The organism is Xanthobacter oligotrophicus (assembly GCF_008364685.1).
GTDB lineage: Bacteria > Pseudomonadota > Alphaproteobacteria > Rhizobiales > Xanthobacteraceae > Xanthobacter > Xanthobacter oligotrophicus.
The window spans coordinates 593056-616455 of record NZ_VTTL01000001.1; the positions used below are offsets into that span (position 1 = coordinate 593056).

General features: G+C 68.9%; 20 protein-coding genes. 12 read left to right on the top strand and 8 right to left on the bottom strand.

Annotated features, from left to right (window positions below; genetic code table 11):
• Window positions 1-10 precede the first annotated feature (10 nt).
• Complete coding sequence (locus tag FZ033_RS02535) at window positions 11-601, top strand: protein-S-isoprenylcysteine O-methyltransferase (protein ID WP_149574580.1); 591 nt, start codon at window positions 11-13, stop codon at window positions 599-601.
• A gap of 145 nt (window positions 602-746) precedes the next feature.
• Here the strand turns inward: FZ033_RS02535 and FZ033_RS02540 are convergent, their stop codons facing one another.
• The gene (locus FZ033_RS02540; protein WP_149574581.1) at window positions 747-1802 is read right to left on the bottom strand and encodes a LacI family DNA-binding transcriptional regulator; all 1056 of its coding nucleotides are present in this window, start codon (window positions 1800-1802) and stop codon (window positions 747-749) included.
• A 146-nt stretch (window positions 1803-1948) separates the two neighbouring features.
• Here FZ033_RS02540 and FZ033_RS02545 point away from each other — a divergent pair, with 146 nt between their 5' ends.
• The 6 genes from FZ033_RS02545 (at window position 1949) to FZ033_RS02570 (ending at window position 7712) form a co-directional block, all read left to right on the top strand.
• Window positions 1949-2887 carry a dioxygenase family protein gene (locus tag FZ033_RS02545; protein WP_149574582.1) on the top strand — a complete coding sequence of 313 codons (939 nt, stop codon included), beginning with the start codon at window positions 1949-1951 and terminating at the stop codon, window positions 2885-2887.
• 37 nt (window positions 2888-2924) lie between these two features.
• Window positions 2925-3743: an SDR family NAD(P)-dependent oxidoreductase gene (locus FZ033_RS02550; RefSeq protein WP_210247850.1), complete on the top strand. Its 819-nt coding sequence runs from the start codon at window positions 2925-2927 to the stop codon at window positions 3741-3743.
• 11 nt (window positions 3744-3754) lie between these two features.
• Window positions 3755-4669, top strand: a complete 915-nt coding sequence (locus FZ033_RS02555; RefSeq protein ID WP_149574583.1) for a BKACE family enzyme — start codon at window positions 3755-3757, stop codon at window positions 4667-4669.
• Window positions 4670-4707: 38 nt separating this feature from the next.
• Window positions 4708-5742, top strand: coding sequence for a quinone oxidoreductase family protein (locus FZ033_RS02560; protein WP_149574584.1), 1035 nt, complete (start codon window positions 4708-4710; stop codon window positions 5740-5742).
• A 9-nt stretch (window positions 5743-5751) separates the two neighbouring features.
• Window positions 5752-6084 carry a cupin domain-containing protein gene (locus FZ033_RS02565; RefSeq protein ID WP_149574585.1) on the top strand — a complete coding sequence of 111 codons (333 nt, stop codon included), beginning with the start codon at window positions 5752-5754 and terminating at the stop codon, window positions 6082-6084.
• 263 nt (window positions 6085-6347) lie between these two features.
• Window positions 6348-7712 (top strand): dicarboxylate/amino acid:cation symporter, encoded by a 1365-nt coding sequence (locus FZ033_RS02570; RefSeq protein ID WP_149574586.1) that lies wholly within the window; start codon window positions 6348-6350, stop codon window positions 7710-7712.
• 103 nt (window positions 7713-7815) lie between these two features.
• Here the strand turns inward: FZ033_RS02570 and FZ033_RS02575 are convergent, their stop codons facing one another.
• On the bottom strand, window positions 7816-8109 hold the full coding sequence (locus tag FZ033_RS02575; protein ID WP_149574587.1) for an exodeoxyribonuclease VII small subunit: 294 nt from the start codon (window positions 8107-8109) through the stop codon (window positions 7816-7818).
• Between the two features lie 198 nt (window positions 8110-8307).
• Between FZ033_RS02575 and FZ033_RS02580 the strand changes: the two genes are divergently transcribed.
• Window positions 8308-9486, top strand: a complete 1179-nt coding sequence (locus FZ033_RS02580) for an ATP phosphoribosyltransferase regulatory subunit (RefSeq protein WP_149574588.1) — start codon at window positions 8308-8310, stop codon at window positions 9484-9486.
• Window positions 9483-10457, top strand: a complete 975-nt coding sequence (gene hisG, locus FZ033_RS02585) for an ATP phosphoribosyltransferase (protein WP_149574589.1) — start codon at window positions 9483-9485, stop codon at window positions 10455-10457. Before FZ033_RS02580 ends, hisG begins: the two co-directional genes overlap by 4 nt.
• A 67-nt stretch (window positions 10458-10524) precedes the next feature.
• On the opposite strand, the gene FZ033_RS02590 is transcribed toward hisG, so the two are convergent.
• A complete protein-coding gene (locus tag FZ033_RS02590; RefSeq protein WP_149574590.1) occupies window positions 10525-10818 on the bottom strand; it encodes a hypothetical protein in 294 nt (97 codons plus the stop codon).
• 307 nt (window positions 10819-11125) lie between these two features.
• On the opposite strand from FZ033_RS02590, the gene pepN reads away from it, so the two are divergent.
• The 3 genes from pepN (at window position 11126) to recJ (ending at window position 17280) form a co-directional block, all read left to right on the top strand.
• Window positions 11126-13756 carry an aminopeptidase N gene (gene pepN / locus FZ033_RS02595; RefSeq protein WP_149574591.1) on the top strand — a complete coding sequence of 877 codons (2631 nt, stop codon included), beginning with the start codon at window positions 11126-11128 and terminating at the stop codon, window positions 13754-13756.
• Between the two features lie 424 nt (window positions 13757-14180).
• Window positions 14181-15431, top strand: coding sequence for an MgtC/SapB family protein (locus tag FZ033_RS02600; RefSeq protein ID WP_149574592.1), 1251 nt, complete (start codon window positions 14181-14183; stop codon window positions 15429-15431).
• A 49-nt stretch (window positions 15432-15480) separates the two neighbouring features.
• Window positions 15481-17280: a single-stranded-DNA-specific exonuclease RecJ gene (gene recJ / locus FZ033_RS02605; protein ID WP_149574593.1), complete on the top strand. Its 1800-nt coding sequence runs from the start codon at window positions 15481-15483 to the stop codon at window positions 17278-17280.
• Window positions 17281-17424: 144 nt separating this feature from the next.
• Here recJ and FZ033_RS02610 read toward each other — a convergent pair whose 3' ends face one another.
• The 5 genes from FZ033_RS02610 to FZ033_RS02630 form a co-directional block, all read right to left on the bottom strand.
• Window positions 17425-17889, bottom strand: coding sequence for a hypothetical protein (locus FZ033_RS02610; RefSeq protein ID WP_149574594.1), 465 nt, complete (start codon window positions 17887-17889; stop codon window positions 17425-17427).
• Window positions 17882-18790: a ParA family protein gene (locus FZ033_RS02615; RefSeq protein WP_149574595.1), complete on the bottom strand. Its 909-nt coding sequence runs from the start codon at window positions 18788-18790 to the stop codon at window positions 17882-17884. Before FZ033_RS02615 ends, FZ033_RS02610 begins: the two co-directional genes overlap by 8 nt.
• 71 nt (window positions 18791-18861) lie before the next feature.
• Window positions 18862-20253, bottom strand: a complete 1392-nt coding sequence (locus FZ033_RS02620; RefSeq protein WP_149574596.1) for a GntP family permease — start codon at window positions 20251-20253, stop codon at window positions 18862-18864.
• Between the two features lie 442 nt (window positions 20254-20695).
• Window positions 20696-21748, bottom strand: a complete 1053-nt coding sequence (argC, locus tag FZ033_RS02625) for an N-acetyl-gamma-glutamyl-phosphate reductase (protein WP_149574597.1) — start codon at window positions 21746-21748, stop codon at window positions 20696-20698.
• Between the two features lie 145 nt (window positions 21749-21893).
• On the bottom strand, window positions 21894-23240 hold the full coding sequence (locus FZ033_RS02630) for a sensor histidine kinase (RefSeq protein ID WP_149574598.1): 1347 nt from the start codon (window positions 23238-23240) through the stop codon (window positions 21894-21896).
• Window positions 23241-23400 lie beyond the last annotated feature (160 nt).

Consider the following 23400-nt stretch of genomic DNA (forward strand, 5'->3'; position numbering starts at 1 on the left):
CGAGCCCGCAATGAGCCTCGTCCTCTTCGCCAAGATCGCCTGGGCGGTCGGCGTCGTCTCCTGGTACGTGCTGCGCATCCCCTTCCAGCGCAAGGCACGGCGCCAGCAGGTGGCCGATGCGCGCCACCGCACCGCCCGCGACATGACGCTGCTCTCCATCTCCACTCTCGGCCTCGGGGTACTGCCGGCCATCTATGCCCTCACCTCGTTCCCGCGCTTTGCCTCCTACACGCCGGTGCCGGCGCAGGTGGTGGCGGGTGTGCTGGTGTTCATCGCGGCGCTATGGCTGTTCTGGCGCACCCATCGCCAGCTCGGGCGCAACTGGTCGGTGACGCTGGAGATCAAGGACAAGCACAAGCTCATCACCTCCGGCGTCTATGAGCGGGTACGCCACCCCATGTATTCGGCCTTCTTCCTGTGGGCGCTGGCGCAGGCGCTGCTGCTGCCGAATTTCATCGCCGGGCCGGCGGGGCTGGTGGGCTTCGGAATCCTGTTCTTCTTCCGGGTGGGCCGGGAAGAGAAGATGATGCGCGAGGCCTTCGGCGCCGAATACGAGGCCTACGAGAAGCGCACCAAGCGCGTCATTCCCGGCCTCTATTGAGGGCACGGAACAGAGCGCGAAAGTCGGGACCGGCAGCGATTCGGTCCCGCCCCGTTCGCCCTGCGTGCGCGACGCGGGACGAGAGGCGTGCCATTTCGGGACAGGGGAATGCCCCCCTGCCCGACCCCTTGCGACGGGATCGGCCCTACTTAGCCGGCGCCTTCTTGGCCCGGGCCGCGCGGCGGCTGGTGGAGCCGCGCACGATCAGCTCGGGCGGGGTGACGCGTATGGTGATGCCGCTCGCCGCGCCGGACATCTGCTCCAGAAGCAGCCGCGCCGCCTCCGCCCCCATTTCCTGATGCCGGATCCGCACCGAGGTCAAAGGCGGGCTCACCATGTCCACCAGCGGCATGTCATTGTGCCCCACCACCGACACGTCACCGGGACAGGACAGGCCCCGCTCGGCCAGCGCCCCATAAAGCCCCAGTGCCAGAAGGTCGTTGGCGGCGGCCACCGCGGTGAGGTCGCCGAACCGGTCGAGCAGCGTCCCGCCCGCCACCGCACCGGCTTCTCGGGTATAGGCGGAGGCGGACATGACCGCTGACGCATCGAGCCCCGCGCGCTCCATGGCCTCGCGAAAACCCTGAAGACGCAGCACGCCGGTGGACAGGTTCTGCGGTCCGGCGAGGTGGCCGATGCGCCGGTGCCCGAGCCCGATGAGGTGTTCCACCGCGATGCGCATGCCATTGAGATCATCGGAGATGACGGCCGGCGCCCGGTGGCGCGCCTCGGCACGATTGACCAGCACGGTCGGCACCCGCGCATCGAGGCAGCGGGTGAGGACCGGGTCGTCCTCCTGCTGCACGGTGGCGAGGATGAGACCTTCCACCCGGCGCCCGATCAACTGGTCGACCACGTCGATCTGCCGCGCCACATCCGAGCCTGTATTGGCGATGAGCGCCGAATACCCGTTCTTGGCCAGCACTTCCTCGATGCCGCAAAGAATTGGCGCGAAGACGAGATTGGCCATGTCGGGAACGGCGATGCCGACAAGGTGCGAATGCTTGGTGCGCAGGCCGGCGGCCATGGCATCGCGCCGATATCCCAGCCGCCGGGCCGCGGCCTGGATCCGCTCGGCCACGTCATCGGCCACGAGGTGGGCGGTCTGCGGATTGAGCGCCCGCGAGGCGGTGGAGCGGTGCACGCCGGCCGCGTCCGCGACCGCTTGAAGGGTGGGGTGCAGACGAGGGGTTTCAGTCACGTTGGGGGGACGACGCTCCGCAGGTTCGCACGCCGCCCTGTATCGCACCCACACCCCGGCCGGACAAGGCGCTTGACAGTTTGCAATCGATTGCACATCCTTCAGCAATCGATTGCAGTTCATGCAGCCACCCAGGGACGAACGCCATGCCAACAGCCCGAACCGCGGCGGCCCAGCCACCTGCGACGTCTTCCAGCATCATCACCGGCGAGGGGTCGCTGACCGACATCGTCATCGCCGCAATGGCGGGCACGGCCGACCGGCGAACCCGCGAGGTGGCCGAGGCCTTCGTGCGCCACATGCACGCCTTCGCCCGGGAAGTGCGGCTCACCGAAGGCGAGTTCGAATACGGCATCGATTTCCTGAACCGGATCGGCCAGGCCACCCATGACCTGCACAACGAGGCCATCCTGTTCTCGGACGTGATCGGCTTCTCGACGCTGGTCTGCCTGCTCAACAACGGCAATGCCGGCGCCACCGAGACCGCCTCCGCCCTGCTCGGCCCGTTCTGGCGCATGAATTCGCCGCACGTGGCCAATGGCGGCAGCATCGTGCGCTCGCCCACGCCGGGGCCGGCGCTGTTCGCCGATTGCCGCATCACCGATCCCAAGGGCCGGCCGCTGGCCGGGGTGGAGGTGGATGTCTGGCAGGCTTCCCCCGTCGGCCTCTACGAGAACCAGGACCCCGGCCAGTGCGACATGAACCTGCGCGGGAAATTCACCACCGACGCGGACGGCCGCTTTTCGTTCCGCTCGGTGAAGCCGGCCGGCTATCCCGTACCCACCGATGGCCCGTCCGGAGACCTGCTGCGGGCCCAGGGGCGCCACCCCTTTCGCCCGGCGCACCTGCATTTCCTGGGGTTCAAGGAGGGCTACAAGACCCTCGTCACCCAGGTGTTCGTGGATGACGACGCGCGCCTGGAGAGCGACGTGGTGTTCGGCGTCACCGAGCATCTGGTCGGCAATTACCGGCCCGGCAAGGGCACCCCGCCCGCGCCGGACGTGACCGGCCCCTGGTATCGCCTCGACTACGACTTCGTCATGGAGCCCGGCGCGGCGAAGCTGCCCCGGCCGCCGATCAAGTGATCCCGACGCCAGCCCCTTAAATTCGAAGAGGTCGACCATGACATCCGCAGCCGCCCGCATCGCGGGCGAGGCCACCGGCACGCCTGTGCCCCACCGGCCCCTTTATCCGCGCTCGCTCGAGGGCAAGGTCGCCCTCGTGGTGGGCGGCGCCGGCGCCATCGGCGGCGCCACCAGCCGCATGCTCGCCCAGGCCGGCGCAACGGTGGCGGTGACACACATGCCGTCGGAGGCCGACGCCCGCTCAGCCCAAGCCCTCGTCAACGAGCTGGGCGACAGCCACGCCGCCTTCGCGGCGGACGTGAGCGACACCGAAACGCTCATCGCCGTCCGCGACCAGATCGAGGCGCGCTATGGCCGCCTCGACATTCTGGTGAATGCGGCGGGCTTCACCAAGCCGGTGCCCCACGCCAACCTCGACGCCCTGACCGACGAGCTGATCGACCGCATGTTCCAGGTGAACTGGCGCGGGCAGTTCGCGAGCGTGCGCACCTTCGCCCCGCTGCTGAAGGCGTCGGGCGACGGGCTGATCGTGTCCGTCTCCTCCATCGCCGCCTTCACCGGCGTCGGCTCGTCCATCGCCTATTGCGCGGCCAAGGCCGGCATCGACGTGATGACGAAGGCGCTGGCCCGGGCGCTCGCCCCGGAGATCCGCGTCCTCGCCATATCCCCCGGTGTTGTCGACACCGCCTTCGTCCCCGGGCGCGGGGCCGACTTCAACGACAAGGTCACCAGTTCCACCCCGCTCAGGCGCATCGCCGAAGCGGACGACATCGCCGCCGCCATCACCGCCTGCGCCACCATGCTTGGCTACTCGACCGGACACATCATCCAGGTCGACGGCGGCCGGGCGCTCTGAGGGAGGTCTCCATGCGCGCGCCGAAGGACAAGGTCTTCATCACCTGCGCCGTCACCGGCAACCTCACGCGGCCGGAGCAGACGCCCCACCTGCCCATCACGCCGCAGGACATCGCCGAGGCATCGCTCGGCGCCGCCGAGGCGGGCGCGGCCGTGGTTCACCTGCATGTGCGGGACCCGGACACGGGCCGGCCCTCCATGTCGCTCGACTATTATCGCGAGGTGGTGGAGCGGATCCGGGCCCGCAACACCCAACTCATCATCAACCTGACCACGGGGCCGGGCGGCCGCTTCGTGCCCTCGGAAGCCGAGCCCAAGGTCGCCGGCCCCGGCACCACCCTCACCACGCCCGAACTGCGGGTGGAGCATGTGGCGCTGCTGAAGCCCGACATCTGCACCCTCGACCTCAACACCATGAATTCCGGCAACGAGGTGGTGATCAACACCCCGCGCAACGTGCGCCGCATGGCGCAGGTGATCGCCGGCGCCGGCGTGAAGCCGGAGATCGAGCTGTTCGACAGTGGCGACATCGCCCTGATGCGCGACCTGCTCGCCGACGGCAGCTTGCAGGGCCCCGCGCTCTGCTCCTTCGTGATGGGGGTGAAATACGGCTTCCAGCCGTCGCCGGAAACGGTGCTCTACGCTCGCAATCTCTTGCCGGCGGATGCCCAGTTCACCGCCATCGGCATCGGCCGCAGCGCGTTCCAGACCGTGGCCATGTCCTATCTCGCCGGCGGCCATGTGCGCGTCGGGCTTGAGGACAGCGTTTATCTCGCGCGCGGCCGGCTCGCCGCCTCCAACGCCGAAATGGTGGAAAAGGCGCGCCGCATGGTCGAGGACCTGGGCGGCCAGATCGCCTCCCCGCGCGAGGCCCGCGACCTCATCGGCCTGCCCACCCGCCTCGCCGACGCAAGAAGCGTCGCCTGAGGCGCCCGCCACTGATTGCACCAGTTGAGGAGGTCCCCGTGACCGCAGTCGCACTTTCCCCGAATCCGGGCGCCGGCCTGGCGGTGGACGCCACCGCCCTGCGCTTCGACCAGCGCGCCACCAGCGCAGACGCCGTAAAGCCCCGTATCGAACGACGCACGCTGTTCCGCGCGAAGCCGACCGATGCCCTGGTGGAAATCCGGGCCGCCGCCGTCAATCCGTCCGACGTGAAGGCCGCCATCGGCCTCATGCCCTATGCGGTGTTTCCCCGGACGCCGGGGCGCGACTTCGCCGGCATCGTGATCGATGGCCCGCCCGACTGGCTCGGCAAGGCGGTGTACGGCTCGTCCGGCGACCTCGGCATCCGCCGCGACGGCACCCACGCCACCCACCTGGTGGTGGAGGCGGAGGCTCTGGTGGAAAAGCCTGAGGGCATCTCGCTTCAGGAAGCGGCCGGCATCGGCGTGCCGTTCGTCACCGCCATCGAGGGCTTTCGCCGCGCCGGCCTGCCCCGGCCGGGAGAGACTGTGCTGGTGCTGGGCGTCAACGGCAAGGTGGGTCAGGCGGCGGCGCAGATCGCCACCTGGCGCGGGGCGCGGGTGATCGGCGTGGTGCGCAAGAACGAGCCCTATGCCGGCCACGCCAGCGGGCCGGTGACCATCGTCAATTCATCCGCACAGGATGTGGCCTCCACCGTCAAGGAACTCACCGACGGACGGGGCGCCGATATCGTCTTCAACACGGTGGGCGATCCCTATTACGCCGAAGGCACGGCCTCGCTGGCCAAGACGGGGCGGCAGATCTTCATCGCGGCGGTGAACCGCATCGTCGAATTCGACATCTTCGCCTTCTATCGCGGCCGGCACACCTATGTGGGCATCGACACGCTGGCCCTGTCCTCCATCGAGACAGCGGACGTGCTGCGCGAGTTGGCACCGGGTTTCGCGGGCGGCCAGTTGCGGCCCTTCCCCATCACGCCGGACGCGATCTTCGCCCTGAAGGATGCGGCCGAGGCCTATGCCCGCGTGAGCGGGTCCGCGCGCGATCGCGTCATCCTCGTGCCCGGCGCGTGAGGTGCGGCCATGAACGTCATGCGATTTGACCAGGCCCCGCCCTACCAGGCCCCCGGACATGCGCTGATGCACATGGTCCGGCTCCAGGGCCGGGAGGCCGGCCCCGCCGATTGCCTTTGGCTGGGCCTGTCCACCATCGAGCCCGGCGGCGGGACGACCCTCGACGCCTCGGGCGTGGAGAAGATGTACGTGGTCCTCGACGGCGAGGTGACCGTCAGCAACGGACAGGAGGAGGCGACGTTGCGGCCGTGGGATTCCTGCCGCATCGCCCCCAACGAGAGCCGCGCGCTCAGGAACGACACCGACCGCATCGCGCGGATCCTGCTCGCCATGCCCCTTTAAAGCGCGACCGGGGACGGCCATCCGCCCCTGAACCGAGGACCGTGGACGCAGCCTGAAGCCGGCCGCGTGCGCGAACGAGAACCCATGTCCGCGTGCCTGCCCGCAGGCGGACATGAAAGCCGGAAACGTCGACGCCCGGCCAAGACCAAGCTCAAGAGCAAGAACAGAAAGCGGCCCCGCAAGTCGCTCTCGCAGGAAGCCGTCCGACACACAGCCTGATCGCGCCAATCCGCTCGGTCGAGGCCTTTCCCAGGGAGGATCCAATGGCCTTCGCCACAGCGAAACCGGTCACCCGGAAGCCGTTTTACAAGATACTCTACGTCCAGGTCCTTTTCGCCATCGCCGTCGGCATCGCGCTGGGCCACTTCTGGCCCACCCTCGCGATCCAGATGAAGCCGCTCGGCGACGGCTTCATCAAGCTGATCAAGATGCTGATCGCGCTGGTGATCTTCTGCACCGTAGTCTCCGGCATCGCCGGCATGGAGAGCATGAAGAAGATCGGGCGCATCGGCGGCAAGTCGCTGCTGTATTTCGAGGTGGTCTCCACCCTCGCGCTGGCGATCGGCATGATCGTCGGCAACGTGCTGCGCCCCGGCGCCGGTTTCAACGTGGATCCGGCAACGCTCGATGCGAAAGCCGTCATGAGCTACGCCGGCAAGGCGCAGGAACAGACCATCGTCGAGTTTCTGCTGAACATCATCCCCAATACCATCGTCGATGCCTTCGCCAAGGGCGATATACTCTCGGTGGTGATGATCTCGGTTCTGTTCGGCTGCGTCCTGTCCCGGCTGGGGGAGAAGGGCCGCCTGGTCAAGGAGATGATCGACGGCACCAGCGGCCTGGTGTTCGGCGCCATCAACGTGGTCATGAAGCTGGCCCCGGCCGGCGCCTTCGGAGCCATGGCCTTCACCATCGGACGCTACGGCATCGCCTCGCTGGGGCCGCTGCTCCAGCTCATCCTCGCCTTCTACCTCACCTCGGCGATCTTCGTGCTGGTGGTGCTCGGGGCGATCGCGCGGGCGGCGGGCTTCAGCATCATCAGGTTCCTCGCCTACATCAAGGAAGAGATCCTCATCGTGCTCGGCACCAGCTCGTCGGACTCCGCCCTGCCCTCGCTGATGGCGAAGCTGGAGCGACTGGGCTGCTCCCGGCCGGTGGTCGGCCTCGTGGTGCCCACGGGCTATGTCTTCAACACCGACGGCACCAGCATCTACATGACCATGGCAGCCCTGTTCGTGGCCCAGGCGACCAATACCGACCTGACGCTGACCCAGCAGCTGTCCATCTTCGCGGTGGCCATGCTCACCTCGAAGGGGGCGAGCGGCGTCACCGGCGCCTCCTTCATCGCGCTGGTGGGGACGCTGTCCGTGGTGCCCACCATCCCGGTGGCGGGCATGGCGCTGATCCTCGGCATCGACCGCTTCATGAGCGAGGCGCGGGCGTTGGTGAACATGATCGGCAACGGCGTCGCCACCGTGGTGATGGCCCGCTGGGAAGGCGAGCTCGACCATGCGCGGCTCACCGCCGTGCTCCGCGGCGAAGCGGTGCAGGACGAGCTGTCGCTCGGCCGGGAGGCGGGTGCGGAACCCGAGCCCCTGCGGCCGGCGGTGGTCCAGCCCGCCGCCTGAGGCGAGGCCGAACGGCTCATCAGACACAAAGAGGCGCCAGCAGGCGCCTCTTTTCCGTAACGGTAAGCCTAAACCGTGCCTCGCAGCGCCGCGCCGAAAGCCCCTACCCGTCCGCGTCCAGCGGCGCGGTGCCGGAAGGGCGGCCATCGGCGTCGCGGGTGATGGTTTCGACGCGGGCTTCCGCCGCCCGCAACAGGGTCTCGCAGCGCATCTTCAGCGCCTCGCCTCGTTCGTACATGGCGATGGATTCCTCCAGCGGCACGCTGCCCCGCTCAAGATTACCGACGATGGCCTCCAGTTCCGCCAGCGCCTGCTCGAAGCTGAGCTTGTCCACGCCCGCCGCCGGTCCGGCGCTCTGGCCCGACTTGGCACTGGTTGCCTTTGCTGCCTCGGCCATGGCCGCCTCCGCTGATTCCCTTTGCGCCAACCTTATACCGATCCGCACCCGGCTCACCCATGCCTCCGAATTTCGGGCGGTGTCGCAGGAGGCAAAGGCGCTTCCTTGCGCCCTGGGACACCATCCCAAATCAGCCGGGGTGGCCCCGGCGCCCGCCCTTTGGTAGAAGCCGGCCAGAAATCTCAGGAAAACACCCTCATGTTGCCCGCGGCGTCCGCGCCCCTTCCGCCCCGCGATCCCTCAGGCCTCGAAGATGCGCTCATCGCGTGCTTCGAGACCGCCGGCTTCTCGCGCCACGATCCGCCCATCCTCCATCCGGCGGACGCCTTCCTCGATCTGTCGGGGGAATCCATCCGCCGCCGCATGTATCTGACGGCGGACGCGGACGGGCGCGAGCTATGCCTGCGGCCCGACATCACCATTCCGGTGGCCCGCGCCGTCATCGCCGAACGCATGCCGCTGCCGGCGCGCGTGAGCTATCTCGGCCCCGTGTTCCGCTTCCGGGGCGAGGGATCGGGCGAGTTCCGGCAGGCGGGCGTGGAATCCTTCGGCCGCACCGACATCGAGGCGGCCGATGCGGAGATGGTCGCCCTCGGCCTCAACGCCTGCGCGCTCTATGGCGTCCCGCAGCCGGAGATCCGGCTCGGCGACGTGGGCCTGTTCGCCGCCCTGCTGGAGGCGCTGCCGCTGGCCCCGGCACTGCGCCGGCGCTTGCTGAAGGATTTCGGCCAGAGCCGGCTCGATGCCGACCTCGGCCGCCAGAAGGAGCGCCCGAAAGAGAGCGCCTCGGCCCATGCCGGCGTGCTGGCGGCCCTCACCGGCGCCGATCCCGAGGCGGCGCGGGCGCTGATCACCGATCTTCTGTCCATCGCCGGCATCTCCACCGTGGGCGGGCGTACCGTGTCCGAGATCGCCGAACGCTTCCTGGAGCAGTCCTCGCTGGAGGCCGGCGCCGGCCTGTCCGGCGAGACCGGCGAGATCCTCTCGCGCTACCTCGCCATCTCGGGGACGCCGGACGAGGCCTCCGCCCGCATGCGGGCGCTGGCGGCGGACGCGGGCATCGACCTGTCGGCGGCGCTCGATACCTTCGACCGGCGTACCGGCTTCCTCACCGCCTATGCGGTGAACCTGTCCGACGTGCGCTTCTCCAGCGCCTTCGGGCGGCCGCTCGACTATTACAGCGGCATGGTCTTCGAACTGCACGACACAAGCGGCCGTACCGATGGGCCGCTGGTGGCCGGCGGGCGCTACGACAAGCTCTTGGCACGCCTCGGCGCCGAGATCAGCGTGCCCGGCGTCGGCCTCGCGGTGTGGGTGGAACGCCTCGCCGCCCTCACCTCCGCCCCCTTCCCTGCTGCCGTGGAGGGCGCCCGATGACCAGCCCGCTCATTCTCGCCGTGCCGTCCAAGGGCCGGCTCCAGGAGAATGTCCACGCCTTCTTCTCCCGCGCCGGCATGCCGCTGACGCAGGCGCGCGGCGCCCGCGACTATCGCGGCGCGCTCGGCGGCGTGGACAATGTGGAGGTGGCCTATCTCTCCGCCTCCGAGATCGCGGCGGCTCTGGCCGCCGGCGCCGCCCATATCGGGGTGACGGGCGAAGATCTGGTACGCGAGAACATCCTGGAGGCGGACAGCCGCGTCGCGCTGCTGGAAAAGCTCGGCTTCGGCCACGCCAACGTGGTGGTGGCGGTGCCGCAGGCCTGGATCGACGTGCGTACCATGGACGATCTCGACGACGTCGCGAGCCATTTCCACGGCCGCACCGGCCGGCGCATCCGCGTCGCCACCAAATATGTGAACCTGACCCGGGGTTTCTTCGCCCGCTACGGCATTGTGGATTACCGCATCGTCGAAAGCGCGGGCGCGACCGAGGGCACGCCGGCCTCCGGATCGGCGGAGCTGATCGTGGATATCACCACCACCGGGGCGACGCTGGCCGCCAACGCCCTGAAGGTCGTGGACGACGGGATCATCCTGAAGTCGGAAGCCAATCTCGTGGCCTCGCTCACCGCCAATTGGAGCGGCAGCGCGCTTTCGGCGGCACGGGCCATGTTCGATCGGCTGGGGGCGGAAAAGCGCGCGCGGACCATGCGCGAGGTGCGCACCCGCTTCGCGAGCTGCGACGCCTCCCTGGTGGAGGAAGCGGTGGCGCGCTATCGCTGCGTCGCACCGTTCGGCGGCCCCACCTCCTCCGGCATGCTGACCCTGCACTGCCCGCCGGATACGCTGCATGGGCTCGCCACCTTCCTGCGCGAGCGCGGGGCGAGCATGGTGACCGTTGGTCCCATCGAATATGTGTTCGCCGCGGACAATCCTCTCTTTGAGGCCCTGGAAGCGCGGCTCGGCTGATCGGGGCTCCATGGTGCGAATCTACCAACCCGTCGCCGGCGCCCCGCTGCGCCGGCGGTGGCGATTTTTATTCGTTGCCGATGCCGCGGTCTCCCTGCTCCAGGAACAGCTCATCGGACGGCTCCCGCTGCACGGGGGGCGTGTAGGTCCTGGCCCGCATGTGGGAGAAGGGATCGTTCTGCTCGGCACGCGTCACCGGCGCATAGCCAAGGGGCTGCTGGTAGCCGAACGCCGTGCTATCGATTTCGTGATTGGCCTCGGCGTCAGCTTCGTCTCGTGAGTGCTGATCCGCCGCTACGGCAACACCAGCAATCAAGAAAGTGGAGGTAAGAGCAATAGCTCCGAAGGTAAGATGGCGCATTTTCATCTCCATCTAATGCCAAACGGACGATGCCGCTCGGCTAAACGCTTAGATATTGTTGCAGCGACTCGGCAATAAGGGGGATTTTACGCAACGCTGCATCTCATAAAGCGCACCAATGGCCGACAGTATCCGCGCCCTGCGGTAGCCGGCAGCGCGGCTGGAACGCGGTACCGAAGCGCCCCGCCTTCCCTCGCAGGTCCTAGGGCTTTACTCTCCCCGGCCGATTGAACGCACTCAACTGAACGCACCCTCGCGCCGCGCCCGGGAGGCGGCGGCAAACGAGGCGTTGCCCGAGGAGTTCTCCATGCGTGATGCCGAGCCCAAAGCCATCCACCTCGCCGACTACCGCCCGCCGGAATGGCTGGTGGACAAGGTGGAGCTGGACTTCGCGCTCCATCCCTCCCAGACCCGCGTCACCGCCCGCCTCGCGCTGCGCCGCAATCCGGAGGGAACCACGGGCGCGCCGGTGGTGCTGGAGGGGGACGGCCTGACCCTGGTGCGCCTCGCCATCGACGGCAAGCCGCTGGCCGGCCCGAGCTTCGAGGCGACCCCCGCGCGCCTCACCCTCGCCCATCCTCCGGCCGACGCCTTCGTGCTGGAGGTGGAGACGCTGGTGGACCCCACCGCCAACACCCAGCTCATGGGCCTCTATCGCACCTCCGGCAATTACTGCACCCAGTGCGAGCCCGAGGGCTTCCGCCGCATCACCTATTATCCCGACCGGCCGGACGTGCTCTCGGTCTTCACCACCCGCATCGAGGCGGACAAGGCCGAGGCGCCGATCCTGCTGGGCAACGGCAACCTCATGGAAAGCGGCGACATCCCCGGCACCGCGCGCCATTTCGCCATCTGGCATGACCCGTGGCCCAAGCCGTCCTACCTGTTCGCGCTGGTGGGCGGCAAGCTCGCCAAGGTGGCCGACAGCTTCGTCACCGCCTCCGGCCGCAAGGTGGAACTGGGCATCTATGTGGAAGAGGGCAAGGAAGCCCGCGCCGGCTATGCCATGGACGCGCTGAAGCGCTCCATGCGCTGGGACGAGGAGGCCTTCGGCCGCGAGTACGACCTCGACGTGTTCAACATCGTGGCCGTCTCCGACTTCAACATGGGGGCCATGGAGAACAAGGGCCTCAACGTCTTCAACGACAAATACGTGCTGGCGACCCCCGAGACTGCCACCGATGCCGATTATTCCGGTATCGAGGGCGTCATCGCCCACGAATATTTCCACAACTGGACCGGAAATCGCATCACCTGCCGCGACTGGTTCCAGCTGTGCCTGAAGGAAGGCCTCACCGTCTTCCGCGACCAGGAATTCTCGTCCGACCAGCGCTCGCGCCCGGTGAAGCGCATCGCCGACGTGCGCATGCTCAAGGCGGCCCAGTTCACCGAGGATTCCGGCCCCCTCGCCCACCCGGTCCGGCCGGAAACCTATCGCGAGATCAACAACTTCTACACCGCGACCGTCTATGAGAAGGGCGCCGAGGTGGTGCGCATGCTCAAAACCCTCCTCGGCGAGGAGGGGTTCCGAAAGGGCATGGACCTCTATTTCGAGCGTCATGACGGGGATGCGGCGACTATCGAGGATTTCGTCGCCGCCTTCGCCGACGCCACCGGCCGCGACCTCACCCAGTTCGCACTGTGGTATGCCCAGTCGGGCACGCCCCTGCTGAACGTGAGCGGCAGCTATGACAAGGAGGCAGGCACCTTCCGCCTCGACGTCAAGCAGTCGGTGCCGCCCACGCCGGGCCAGGGCGACAAGAAGCCCATGCTGATCCCGCTGGCCCTTGGCCTGGTGGGGCCGGACGGGCGCGACATGCCACTGACGCTGGGCAACACGCCAGTGGAGCACGGCGTGATCGAGGTGAAGGAGGCCGCCCAAAGCTTCCTGTTCACCGGCCTGGACGCGCGACCCGTGCCCTCTCTCAACCGGGGCTTTTCCGCGCCTGTGAACCTTGTCAGCGACCTCACCGAGGCGGACCGCGTCTTCCTCGCCGCCCATGACGGCGACCCGTTCAACCGCTTCGACTCGCTCCAGCGTATCGCCCTTGAACTGCTGAAGACCGGTGCCCGCTCCGGCACGCTTCCCGCGCCGGACGCTCTCATCACGGCGACAGGCGCGGTGGTGGCCGATACGGCGCTCGATGCCGCCTTCAAGGCGCAGGCCCTCGCCCTCCCCGGCGAGAGCGAGGTGGCGCGCGAGCTGGGCAGCGATGTCAATCCCGATGCCGTCTTCGCCGCCCGCAAGGCGCTGCGGATCGCGGTCGGAACCGCCCTCGCGGCGGACTTCGCCCGCACCTACGAGAGCGCGGGGGCGGGTGGGGCGTTCGCGCCGGACGCAGCTTCCGCCGGCCGGCGGGCGCTGCGGAATCTCTCCCTCGACTATCTCGCCGTCACCGGCGCGGCCGAGGGCATCGCGCGCGCCAAGGCCCAGTTCGAGGCGGCGGACAACATGACCGACCGCTTCGCCGCCCTCGCCGTGCTGGCCCAGCACGACGTGCCGGAGCGCGAAGCGGCCCTCGACGCCTTCTATCGCCGCTTCGAGAGCGACGCGCTCGTCATCGACAAGTGGTTCATCCTGCAGGCGCAGATCGCATCCGAGGGGACGCTGGACCGGGTGAAGGGCCTGATGCTCCATCCGGCCTTCTCCCTCTCCAACCCCAACCGGGTGCGCTCCCTCATCGGCGCCTTCGCCGCCGCCAACCCCACCCAGTTCAACCGGGCGGACGGAGCGGGGCACGCCTTCGTGGCCGATACGGTGCTCAGCCTCGACGGCAAGAACCCGCAGGTGGCGGCGCGGCTGCTGGCGTCGTTCAAGACGTTCCGCCAGTTGGAGCCGGTGCGGCGCGCCAGCGCCGAGGCCGCCCTGCGCCGTGTGGCGCAGACCCCCGGCCTGTCGGCGGATGTCTCCGACATCGCCACCCGCTCGCTGGGGTGAGGAAGTCCGCCCAGCGCCTGCACCGTGGCCCCTCCGGCATGTCCTGAGGGGCCACTGCTGCGTTTGCAGCCCAGCGGGCCGGCGGACCCGGGGAAGCCCCGGACCAAGACCGGGGCATGACGGCGTGAGAAACCGACTCCGCCGAGGCGCAATCTGTGCCTCAGTTTGAAAAGAAGTGGCACCTCCCCGGAACGAAGCGCGGGAAGAACAGAGCGGTAAACCCCGGCGGCAACCGATTCGGTCCAGCTGTGTTCCCGCTGGGTCCCAGCCCGTAGCGAAAGCAGTATCAAAACGAGACGGCACCGTGCCCGGCCTTGGTGCCTCCGGCGGGCGATCATCGAGCCGTGACGCCGCAGATTCATTCAGCGGCACACCACCGCGTAAAAAGAGTATATAAACAGAACAAGATAGCCGGGAGCACGCCATGGACGAGCTCATCTTCCGCCTGGCCGTCGCGCTTGCCATCGGGCTGGTGGTGGGGGTGGAGCGGGGCTGGCGCGAGCGCACCGAGCTGCCCGGAAGCCGCACGGCGGGCGTGCGCACCTATGCCCTGTGCGGCCTGCTCGGCGGCGTCAGCGCGGCCCTCGCCCAGGCGCTTGAGAGCCCGGCCGTCTTCATCGCCTCAAGCCTCGGCTTCGCCGCCGTCTTCGCCGGCTTCAAGTATCGCGAGATGGTGAAGGACGAGGATTTCGGCATCACCGGCATCGTCGCCGCATTGCTGGTGTTCGCCCTTGGCGCCCTGGCGGTGGCGGGAGACCCTGCGGCGGCCGGCGCGGCCGCCATCGCCGCCACCGGGCTTCTGGCCGCGCGAGAGATGCTGCATGGCCTTCTCGCCAAGCTAACCTGGGTGGAGCTGCGCTCGGCCCTCGTCCTGCTGGGCATGACGGTGATCGTCCTGCCCCTGCTGCCGGACCGCACCCTCGACCCGTTCGACAGCATCAACCTGCGACAGCTCTGGCTGTTCATGGTGCTTACCGCCACCATCTCCTTCGCCGGCTATGTGGCGGTGAAGGTGGCCGGGCCGGAAAAGGGCATCCTCATCAGCGCGCTGGCCGGGGCGCTGGTGTCCTCCACCGCAGTCACCCTCGCCTTTGCCCGCCGCGCGGCGGCCGGGGAGCCGGCGACCTTGCTTGCCGGCGGCGCGGCGCTGGCGGCCATGGTCTCGCTGCTGCGGGTGCTCGTGATCTGCATGGTGGTGGCACCCAGCCTGCTCACCACCCTCGCCCCACCGGCGCTGGCGGCGGCCCTGGCCTTTGCTGTCGCAGGCGGCCTCCTGGTGCGCCACGCCGGCCATGCGGAAGGCGAGGCCGGCCTCGGCAACCCGTTCGAACTCGGCCCCCTCGCCGCGTTCGCCGGCATGTTCGGCTTCGTCTCGGCGGTCAGCGGCATCCTCCTGAAATATGTGGGGCCGGGCAGCCTCTACATCGTCAGCGCGGTGGCCGGCATCGTGGATGTGGACGTGCCGTCGCTGAACGCCGCCCGGCTCGCGGGCAACGGCCTGTCGCTGCAGGGCGCCGCCCTCGCCATCCTCATCGCCATGGGCATGAACGCGTTGGGTCGGGTGGGGTTCGCGGCGGCGGCAGGTCCGCCGGGCTTCACCCTGCGTCTTGGCTCGGCCACCGCCGCAGCGGCGGGGGCGGCGCTCGTCGTCCTGCTGTTCGCGCAGGGGTGGTGATCGCCGCCGGTCGCTCGACGCGAGGGGCCGCTTCTGGCTTGATGCGCGCGTGAACATAGCCCTGCCGAATCGCCTCTTCCTCGACGTCGCCCGCTCCGCCACCGGCCGCACCTGGCGCGAGCGCCTGGACGTGCGCGGCGCCCAGACCGCCCTCGCCATGGCCCAGCGCACCGGCATCAGCGAGCTGCTGGCCCGCGTGCTGGCCGGCCGCGACGTGCCGCTCGACGGGGTGGAGCAATATCTCGACCCCTCCATCCGCACCCTGCTGCCGGACCCCGACACTCTCACCGACATGGGCGCCGCCGTGGAGCGCCTGTCGCGCGCAGTTACCAGCGGCGAGCAGGTGGCGGTGTTCGGCGACTATGACGTGGACGGCGCCTGCGCCACCGCCCTCATGGTGGGCGTGCTGCGGGCGGCGGGCCTCGACCCGCTGTTCCACATCCCCGACCGCATCTTCGAGGGCTATGGCCCCAACGTGCCGGCCATCGAGCAGCTGGCGGGGCGCGGGGTGACGCTGCTGGTGACGGTGGATTGCGGCACCACCTCCATGGAACCCTTGGCCGCCGCCCGGCGCCTGGGCATGGATACGGTGGTGATCGACCACCACCAGTCCGGCGAGCGCCTGCCGGAGGCCGCCGCCATCGTGAACCCCAACCGGGAGGACGACCTCTCGGGCCTCGGCCATGTGTGCGCGGCGGGCCTTGCCTTCGTCACGTCGGTGGGACTGGTGCGGGCGCTGCGCCAGAACGGCCATTTCAACACCGCCCGCCCGGCTCCGGACCTGCTCGACACGCTCGATCTGGTGGCGCTTGCCACCGTCGCGGACGTGGTGCCGCTGAAGGGCCTCAACCGCGCCTTCGTCACCAAGGGTCTCATCGCCATGCGACGGCGCGGCCGCATCGGCCTCACCGCGCTGATGGATGCGGCCCGGCTCGACGGGCCACCGCGCCCGTTCCACCTCGGCTTCCTCATCGGCCCGCGCATCAATGCCGGCGGGCGCATCGGCGAGGCGACGCTGGGGGCGAAGCTCCTCCTCACCCAGGACCCGGCCGAGGCCCGCCAGATCGCCGCCGAGCTGGACCGACTCAACGGCGAGCGGCAGGAGGTGGAGCGCGCCATCCTCGCCGCCGCCGAGGCGGAGGCCGAGGCGGCGCTGGGCCTCAGCGACGAGGGCTCGGTGATCGTGGTGAGCGGGGATGGCTGGCATCCCGGCGTGGTCGGCCTCGTGGCGTCGCGGCTGAAGGAGCGCTTCCAGCGCCCGGCCTTCGCCATCGCCTTCAACGGGGAGACCGGTACTGGCTCCGGCCGCTCGCTGCCCGGCGTGGACATCGGCCGCGCCGTGCGCGCGGCGCTGGAAGCGGGACTGCTGGTGAAGGGCGGCGGCCACGCCATGGCGGCCGGGCTGACGGTGGAACGCGCCCGCCTCGGCGCATTGCGGGCGGCGTTCGAGCAGCGCCTCGCCGCCGACGTGGCACGGGCGCGGGCCGAGGGCACGCTCTCCATCGACGGCGCGCTCACCGCGCGGGGGGCGACGACGGACCTCGTCGAGATGGTATCCCGCGCCGGCCCGTTCGGTGCCGGCAATGCGGAGCCGGTGTTCGCCTTCCCCGGCCATCGCATCAGCTATGTGGAGAGCTTCGGCGCCGGCCATGTGCGGGCGCGCATCTCGTCCCCTGATGGCACCACCCTGAAGGCCACCGCCTTCCGCTGCGCCGAGGAGCCCCTGGGCCGCGCCCTGCTGGCCGCGCGCGGGCGGCCCCTGCACGTGGCCGGAAGCCTGGAACTCGACACTTGGCAGGGCGAAAACCGCGTGGCCCTGCGCATCCGCGACGTGGCCGAGCCGGGCTGAGGGCGGGCTTGAAAACTCAGGACAGGCGGGGCGATCCACCCCGTCATGCCCGGCCTTGTGCCGGGCATCCACGCCCAACCGCTTGCACCCACGTCCGGGCGCTTCTCGGGCAAGGCGGCTCCGACCGCGGCATGGTCTGCCCGCTCAGCGCTCCTCGGACACCCGCAGCGCCGCGCGGCCGGTGATCTTGCGCTTGCGCGGGGCCGGGGCTTCGGCCGCGGGCTCCTTCGGAGCGGGCGCCTTCTTCGAAGCCACCTTCTTCGCCGGCTTCTCGGGCGCGGCGGCGGGCGGACGGCTGCCATCGGCGAGGGCGAGCAGGGCCTTGATGCGATCCCCCGGCTGGGCCAGCGCCGGCCCGTGGGGATCCGCACGGGTGAGCAGGGCCTTGGTCTTCGGGGCCGGCACCCCATCTAGCGCCTCGGCGAAGGCCGCCGGGCCGAGCAAAGCGCGGATCTGCCGAACCTCCTCCAGCGTGGTGCCATCGGCGACGAGCTGGGCGCGCACGATCTCGTTCACCGCCTTGCGCGCGGCATTGCCGGCAGCGGAAAACAGCGCGGCGTTGCCGCCGATGGCCCCGATCAGCCGGAAGAAATCGGTTTCCTCACTCATCGAGCCGTCTCCGTGTCTCGCTCACGAGGTCGCGCACCTGACCCAGCGCCCGGTTCCACTTCTGCTCGAACGTGGGCGCATAGGGAAAATTCTCCGGATCCATGGCCCGCTCGATGGACGCCTGGTTGTCCACCTCCAGATCGAACATCTCGAACACTGCGTCCGGCTCGTTCGCTTCGTTGCGCAGGCTGGCGAGGGTCTCGCGATGCTGGATTTTGTTGCCGTTCACCCGGCTCGCCAGCACCACCGGCCGCCGCTTGGGCTGCGGCAGCGCGGAGCGGGTGACGTGGGCATTCTCCCACACCGAGGCGCGGAAGGCATCAAAGCCGAGGGTTGAAAGATAATCGGGGATGGTGGGCACCACCACCATGTCGGCAAGCCGGATGGCCACCTCGGTGAAGGCGGAGATGCCGGGGGCGCAATCGAACACCACATAGTCGTAGCGCGCCCGCAGCACGGCCAGCGCCTCCTGAAGCACCTTCAGCGACTGCCCCTCCAGCGAACGGATGCCGTAATTCTTCTCGGTGAGGCGCAGCACGATCTCCCGCTCCAAAAGGCGCAGGCGGGGGCTGGCCACCACCATGTCGATGGCCAGCGGCTCGCCGGCCTTCATGACGTGGGAGATGTCGCGCGCCAGATAGTCGGTGATGGGCGCGCGGTCGCCGTAGAGCAGACGGTCGGCGAGGAAGGATGTCACCGACCGGCGCTGTTCCAGGATGACCTTCAGCTGGTCGTCCGGGGCGAAGCAGTAGGAGGCGTTGGCCTGGGCGTCGAGGTCGAGCACCACCACCTTGTGCCCGGCCTCGGCCAGCCCTTCCGCCAGCATGACCACCGTGGTGGTCTTGCCGACGCCCCCCTTCATGTTGGCAACGGCGATCACTCGCCCGTCAGCGTCCGCCATCGGTGCCCCATCCCCGCCCGTTTGTGCATCGCAACATAACGGGGGAGAGGTGCCCGCTCAATACAACCAGATCAATAAAGCCCGGTCAGATAGAAGAAGCCGATGACGAAGAATACCGCCGCCGTCTTGATGAGGGTGATGGCGAAAATGTCGCCGTAGGACTGGCGGTGCGACAGGCCGGTCACCGCCAGCAGGGTGATGACGGCGCCGTTGTGCGGCAACGTGTCCATGCCGCCGGAGGCCATGGAGGCGACGCGGTGCATCACCTCGAGCGGGATGCCGTGGGCATTGGCCTGGGCGATGAACTGCTCCGACATGGCCGCGAGCGCGATGGACAGGCCGCCCGAAGCCGAGCCGGTGATGCCGGCCAGCGTCGTCACCGTGATCGCCTCGTTCACCAGCGGGTTGGGGATGGCGCTCAGCGCCCCCTTGATGACGAGGAAGCCGGGCAGCGCCGCGATCACCGCGCCGAAGCCGTATTCCGTCGCCGTGTTCAGGCTGGCGAGCAGAGCGCCGGCAACCGCATCCTTGGAGCCGCCGGCGAACTTGCCGGCGATTGCCTTGAAGCCGAACACCGCCACCGTGAGGATGCCCAGCAGCAGCGCCGCCTGGACCGACCAGATGGCGGCCCAGGTGCCGGTGGGCACGCTCACCGCCGCGGCGCCGTCCACCAGGGTGGCGCTCGCGGTAGTGCCGAACCAGCCGGGGATGTACCGGGCGAAGATGAGGTTGGCGATGCCCACCACCACCAGCGGCAGCAGCGCGAGGAAGGGCGAGACCAGCGGCACGCTCTCGTCCACCACCACTTCGTTGATGTGGCCCTCGCCGTAGCCTTCGCCCTTCTTCTGGGCCTGGCGACGGCGGAACTCCAGGTAGCTGATGCCAACCACCAGCATGAAGATGGAGCCGACGATGCCGAGGATGGGCGCGGCATAGGCCGTGGTCTTGAAGAAGGTGGTGGGGATGATGTTCTGGATCTGCGGGGTGCCGGGCAGCGTGTCCATGGTGAAGGAGAAGGCACCCAGCGCCACCACTGCCGGCAAGAGCCGCTTGGGAATGCCCACCTGGCGGAACATCTCCGCGCCGAACGGGTAGATGGCGAACACCACCACGAACAACGATACGCCGCCGTAGGTGAGCACCGCGCCCACCAGCACGATGGACAGGATGGCCCGCGCCGGCCCCAGCAGCTTCACGATGGAGGAGACGATGGAGCGCGAGAAGCCCGACAGCTCGATGAGCTTGCCGAACACCGCGCCCAGCAGGAACACGGGGAAGTAGAGCTTGATGAAGCCCACCATCTTTTCCATGAACAGGCCGGAAAAGATGACGGGGACAGCCGACGGATCCGTCAGCAGGACGGCGCCGATGGCCGCCACGGGCGCGAACAGGATGACGCTGAAGCCGCGATAGGCCACCAGCATCAGGAAGCCGAGCGCGGCAAGGCAAATGAGGAAGCTCATGGGATGTCCGACAATGAAAGGGAATCGCGATGGGTTGATAGGGAAGCTAGCCTGCCCCATCACATCTGGCGACTAGACTTGAGTTTGCATCGCCTGCGCCGGACCGGCGGATACGACAAAGAGCAGCAAAGCAATAAGATGCGATGACAAAACGCCCGCGTGGTCTGCCGGCGACCGCAGGCCGGGAACTATCCGGACAGAATTGACGCTACGGCAGATCAGTGCGACCGCGGGGCGACGGCACGGAGAGCGTGCAACAACCTAAGCGCGCCGCCCATCGCGACCCACGGACGACCCATCATCTTTTGGAAACAGGACTATCGGCTTCGAGGCGCCGAGCCGTGGCGCACCCGGTCAGCACCTCGAGTGATGCAACGCCAGATGGGCCGCTGACGGCCCCTTCCCGGGAAACGGACGAGGCCGCTCGCGGCGGCCTCCCCGCTCAGGGCATGAGGGCGATCTGGTCGAGGCCCAGGGTCTCGGGGAAGCCGAGCACCAGGTTCATGTTCTGCACCGCCTGGCCGGAGGCGCCCTTCACCAGGTTGTCCAGGGTCGAGACGATGATGGCCCGGCTGGGATTGCGGTCCTCCGCCACGCCCAGGAACACCATGTTCGAGCCGCGCACGTGCCGAGACTGAGGCACCTGCCCGAACGGCAGCACATGCACGAAGGGCTCGCCCTTGTAATAATCGGCGAGGATGGAGTGCAGGTCCTCGGCCCGCACGCCGGTGGTGCGCACAAAGATAGTGGCGTAGATGCCCCGGTTCATGGGTGCCAGCACCGGCACGAACATGGGGGCCACGGGACGGCCCGCCGCCTTGGAGAATTCCTGGTCCAGCTCGCCCATGTGACGGTGGCCGGAGACCGCATAGGCGTGGATGCCCTCCGACACTTCGGAGAACAGCATGGCCTCCTTGGCGGAGCGGCCGGCACCCGACATGCCGGTCTTGGAATCCACCACGATGCTCTCGGGATCGATGGCGCCGGCTTCCAGCAGCGGCACGATGGGCAGGATGGCGGTGGAGGAGTGGCAGCCGGGATTGGCGACCAGCCGCGCCTTGCGGATGTCGTCGCGATAGATCTCCACGAGGCCGAACACCGCCTCCTGCTGCAGCTCCAGCGCCTGGTGGGGGTGGCCATACCACTGCTCGTAGGCGCCGGGGTCCTTCAGGCGGAAGTCGGCGGAGAGGTCCACCACCTTCACGTTGGGCGCGGCATCGAACACCTTCTTGATCACCAGCTGGGTGGTGGCGTGGGGCAGCGCGCAGAACACCAGGTCCACGCCGCTGAAGTCGACCTCGTCGATGGTCACGAGCTTCGGCAGCGCAAACGGGGCGAACTGGGGGAAGACCTCGGCCATGGTCTGGCCGGCTTTGCGGTCCGCCGTGAGCGCCACCAGCTCCACGCGGGGATGGCGCAGCAGCAGGCGCACCAGCTCGGACCCGGTGTAGCCCGAGGCGCCGAGAACTGCGATCCTTGCCTTTGCGTCCGCCATGGTGGCTCTCCATCATCGGCGCGCGGGGGTTTCTGCGCCGGCGCCGGGCGTCGCTGTCTACACCGCTTTTTGCGACGAATGAAGGACACAACGCCCACGGTTCCGGCCAAACCGCCCAAAGGGCGTGCAGAGCCCCCTCCCCTTGCTACGGCGCGCCGGCGGAGCGGGCCGGGCGCAGACCGAGGGGCAGCAAGACCTCCACCCGCGCGCCATGGGGGTCCTCGCACCCCACGCGGATCTCGCCCCGCATCGCCTCCACCCGACTGGCAAGGCTCGCGAGGCAGGGCCGGCCGCCCGGCTGCGGTGGGACATCGGGAAAGCCGGGCCCGGCATCGCTGATGGTGAGCACCAGATAGCCCTCCCGCGCCCGCGCCTGCACCGCCTGTCCCGCACCGCCGCCGTGGCGGAAGCCGTTGGACAAGGCCTCCTGCACGATGCGGAAGGCGCACACCTTCACGGACTTGCGCACCTGCGGCGGCAGGGCGCCGAGGCGCAGGGCCACCGGCCCACCGGTGATCTTCTCATGCCCTGAGACCGCGAGCCGGATGGCGCCCTCGAGGTCCTCGTCCTCAAGCTCCGGCAGGGCGAGGCCGGTGGTGATGTCGCGCAGTTCCGCCACCACCTGCTGCAGGTCGGCGCCCAGCCCCCGCGCCGCCTCGCTCTCCCCCAGCCGCAGGGCGAGGATGGCGAGGCGCTGGATCGGCCCGTCATGGATGTCGGACCCTACCCGCGCCAGGGTCTTCTCGATGGCGACCATGGCATCGTGGCGCGCCTGCTCGGCGAGGCGCGCCAGCACGGCGCTGCGCCGGCCGAGGAGACGCGCACGCTGCGCCTGCCGCACCAGCGCCGCCCGCTGCCGCTCGATGGTCGCCGCCGCATTGGTGACGAGCAGATAAAGGAAACCGACCATGACCACGGTCGCGGCGCCCACCATGGGCCAGGTCTTCAGGCTCTCGGCGCGCGCCAGGCGCTCAATCTCGTCGCTGCGCTGGTCCGCGCCGGCGATGGCGGCAACCGCGCCGGTCACCGGATCGAAGACCGGGGCATAGACGCGCATGTAAGCACTGCGCTCGGCGTGGAAGGCGGTTCCCCACGGCCGCGCCATGGTCTCGCCCGCAAGCACGCCCGTGCGCACCTCAGGCGGCAGCGCCTCTTCCATGGCGTGCCGGCGGGTGGAGAAGACCTGCGTCCCCTGCGTGCTCCAGATCGTGATCGCCGCGAACTCCTTGCCGAGGGTGCCGGCGATCTCGGCGGTCAGCCATCGCGCGGTCTCGCCGGACCTGGGATCGGGATGGGACATGAGCTCGCCCACATGATCGCCCAGCGCGTCGTCGAGGAAGCGGCCGGTGGCGGCGATGGCGCTCTGCCGCCAATCGGTTTCGATGCGGCTCTGGATCCACGCGCCGAGCACCAGCATGGAGGCGGCGAACAGGAGCGAGGCGGCCAGCAGGAACTGGATGCGAAGTCCAAGCCGCCCCCACAGACCGACCAAAGTCCCGGGACGTAATACCGACCAAAGTCGGTTCTTTTCCCATCCAACAGAACTGGGATTTCCCCGGTAATGGGCGGGGCCAGAGCGCGAGACCTTCTGGTCTATGTCGGTTTCCACGACGTGTTCACCATCATGACGACTTGTGCATTCAGGGTAGCGG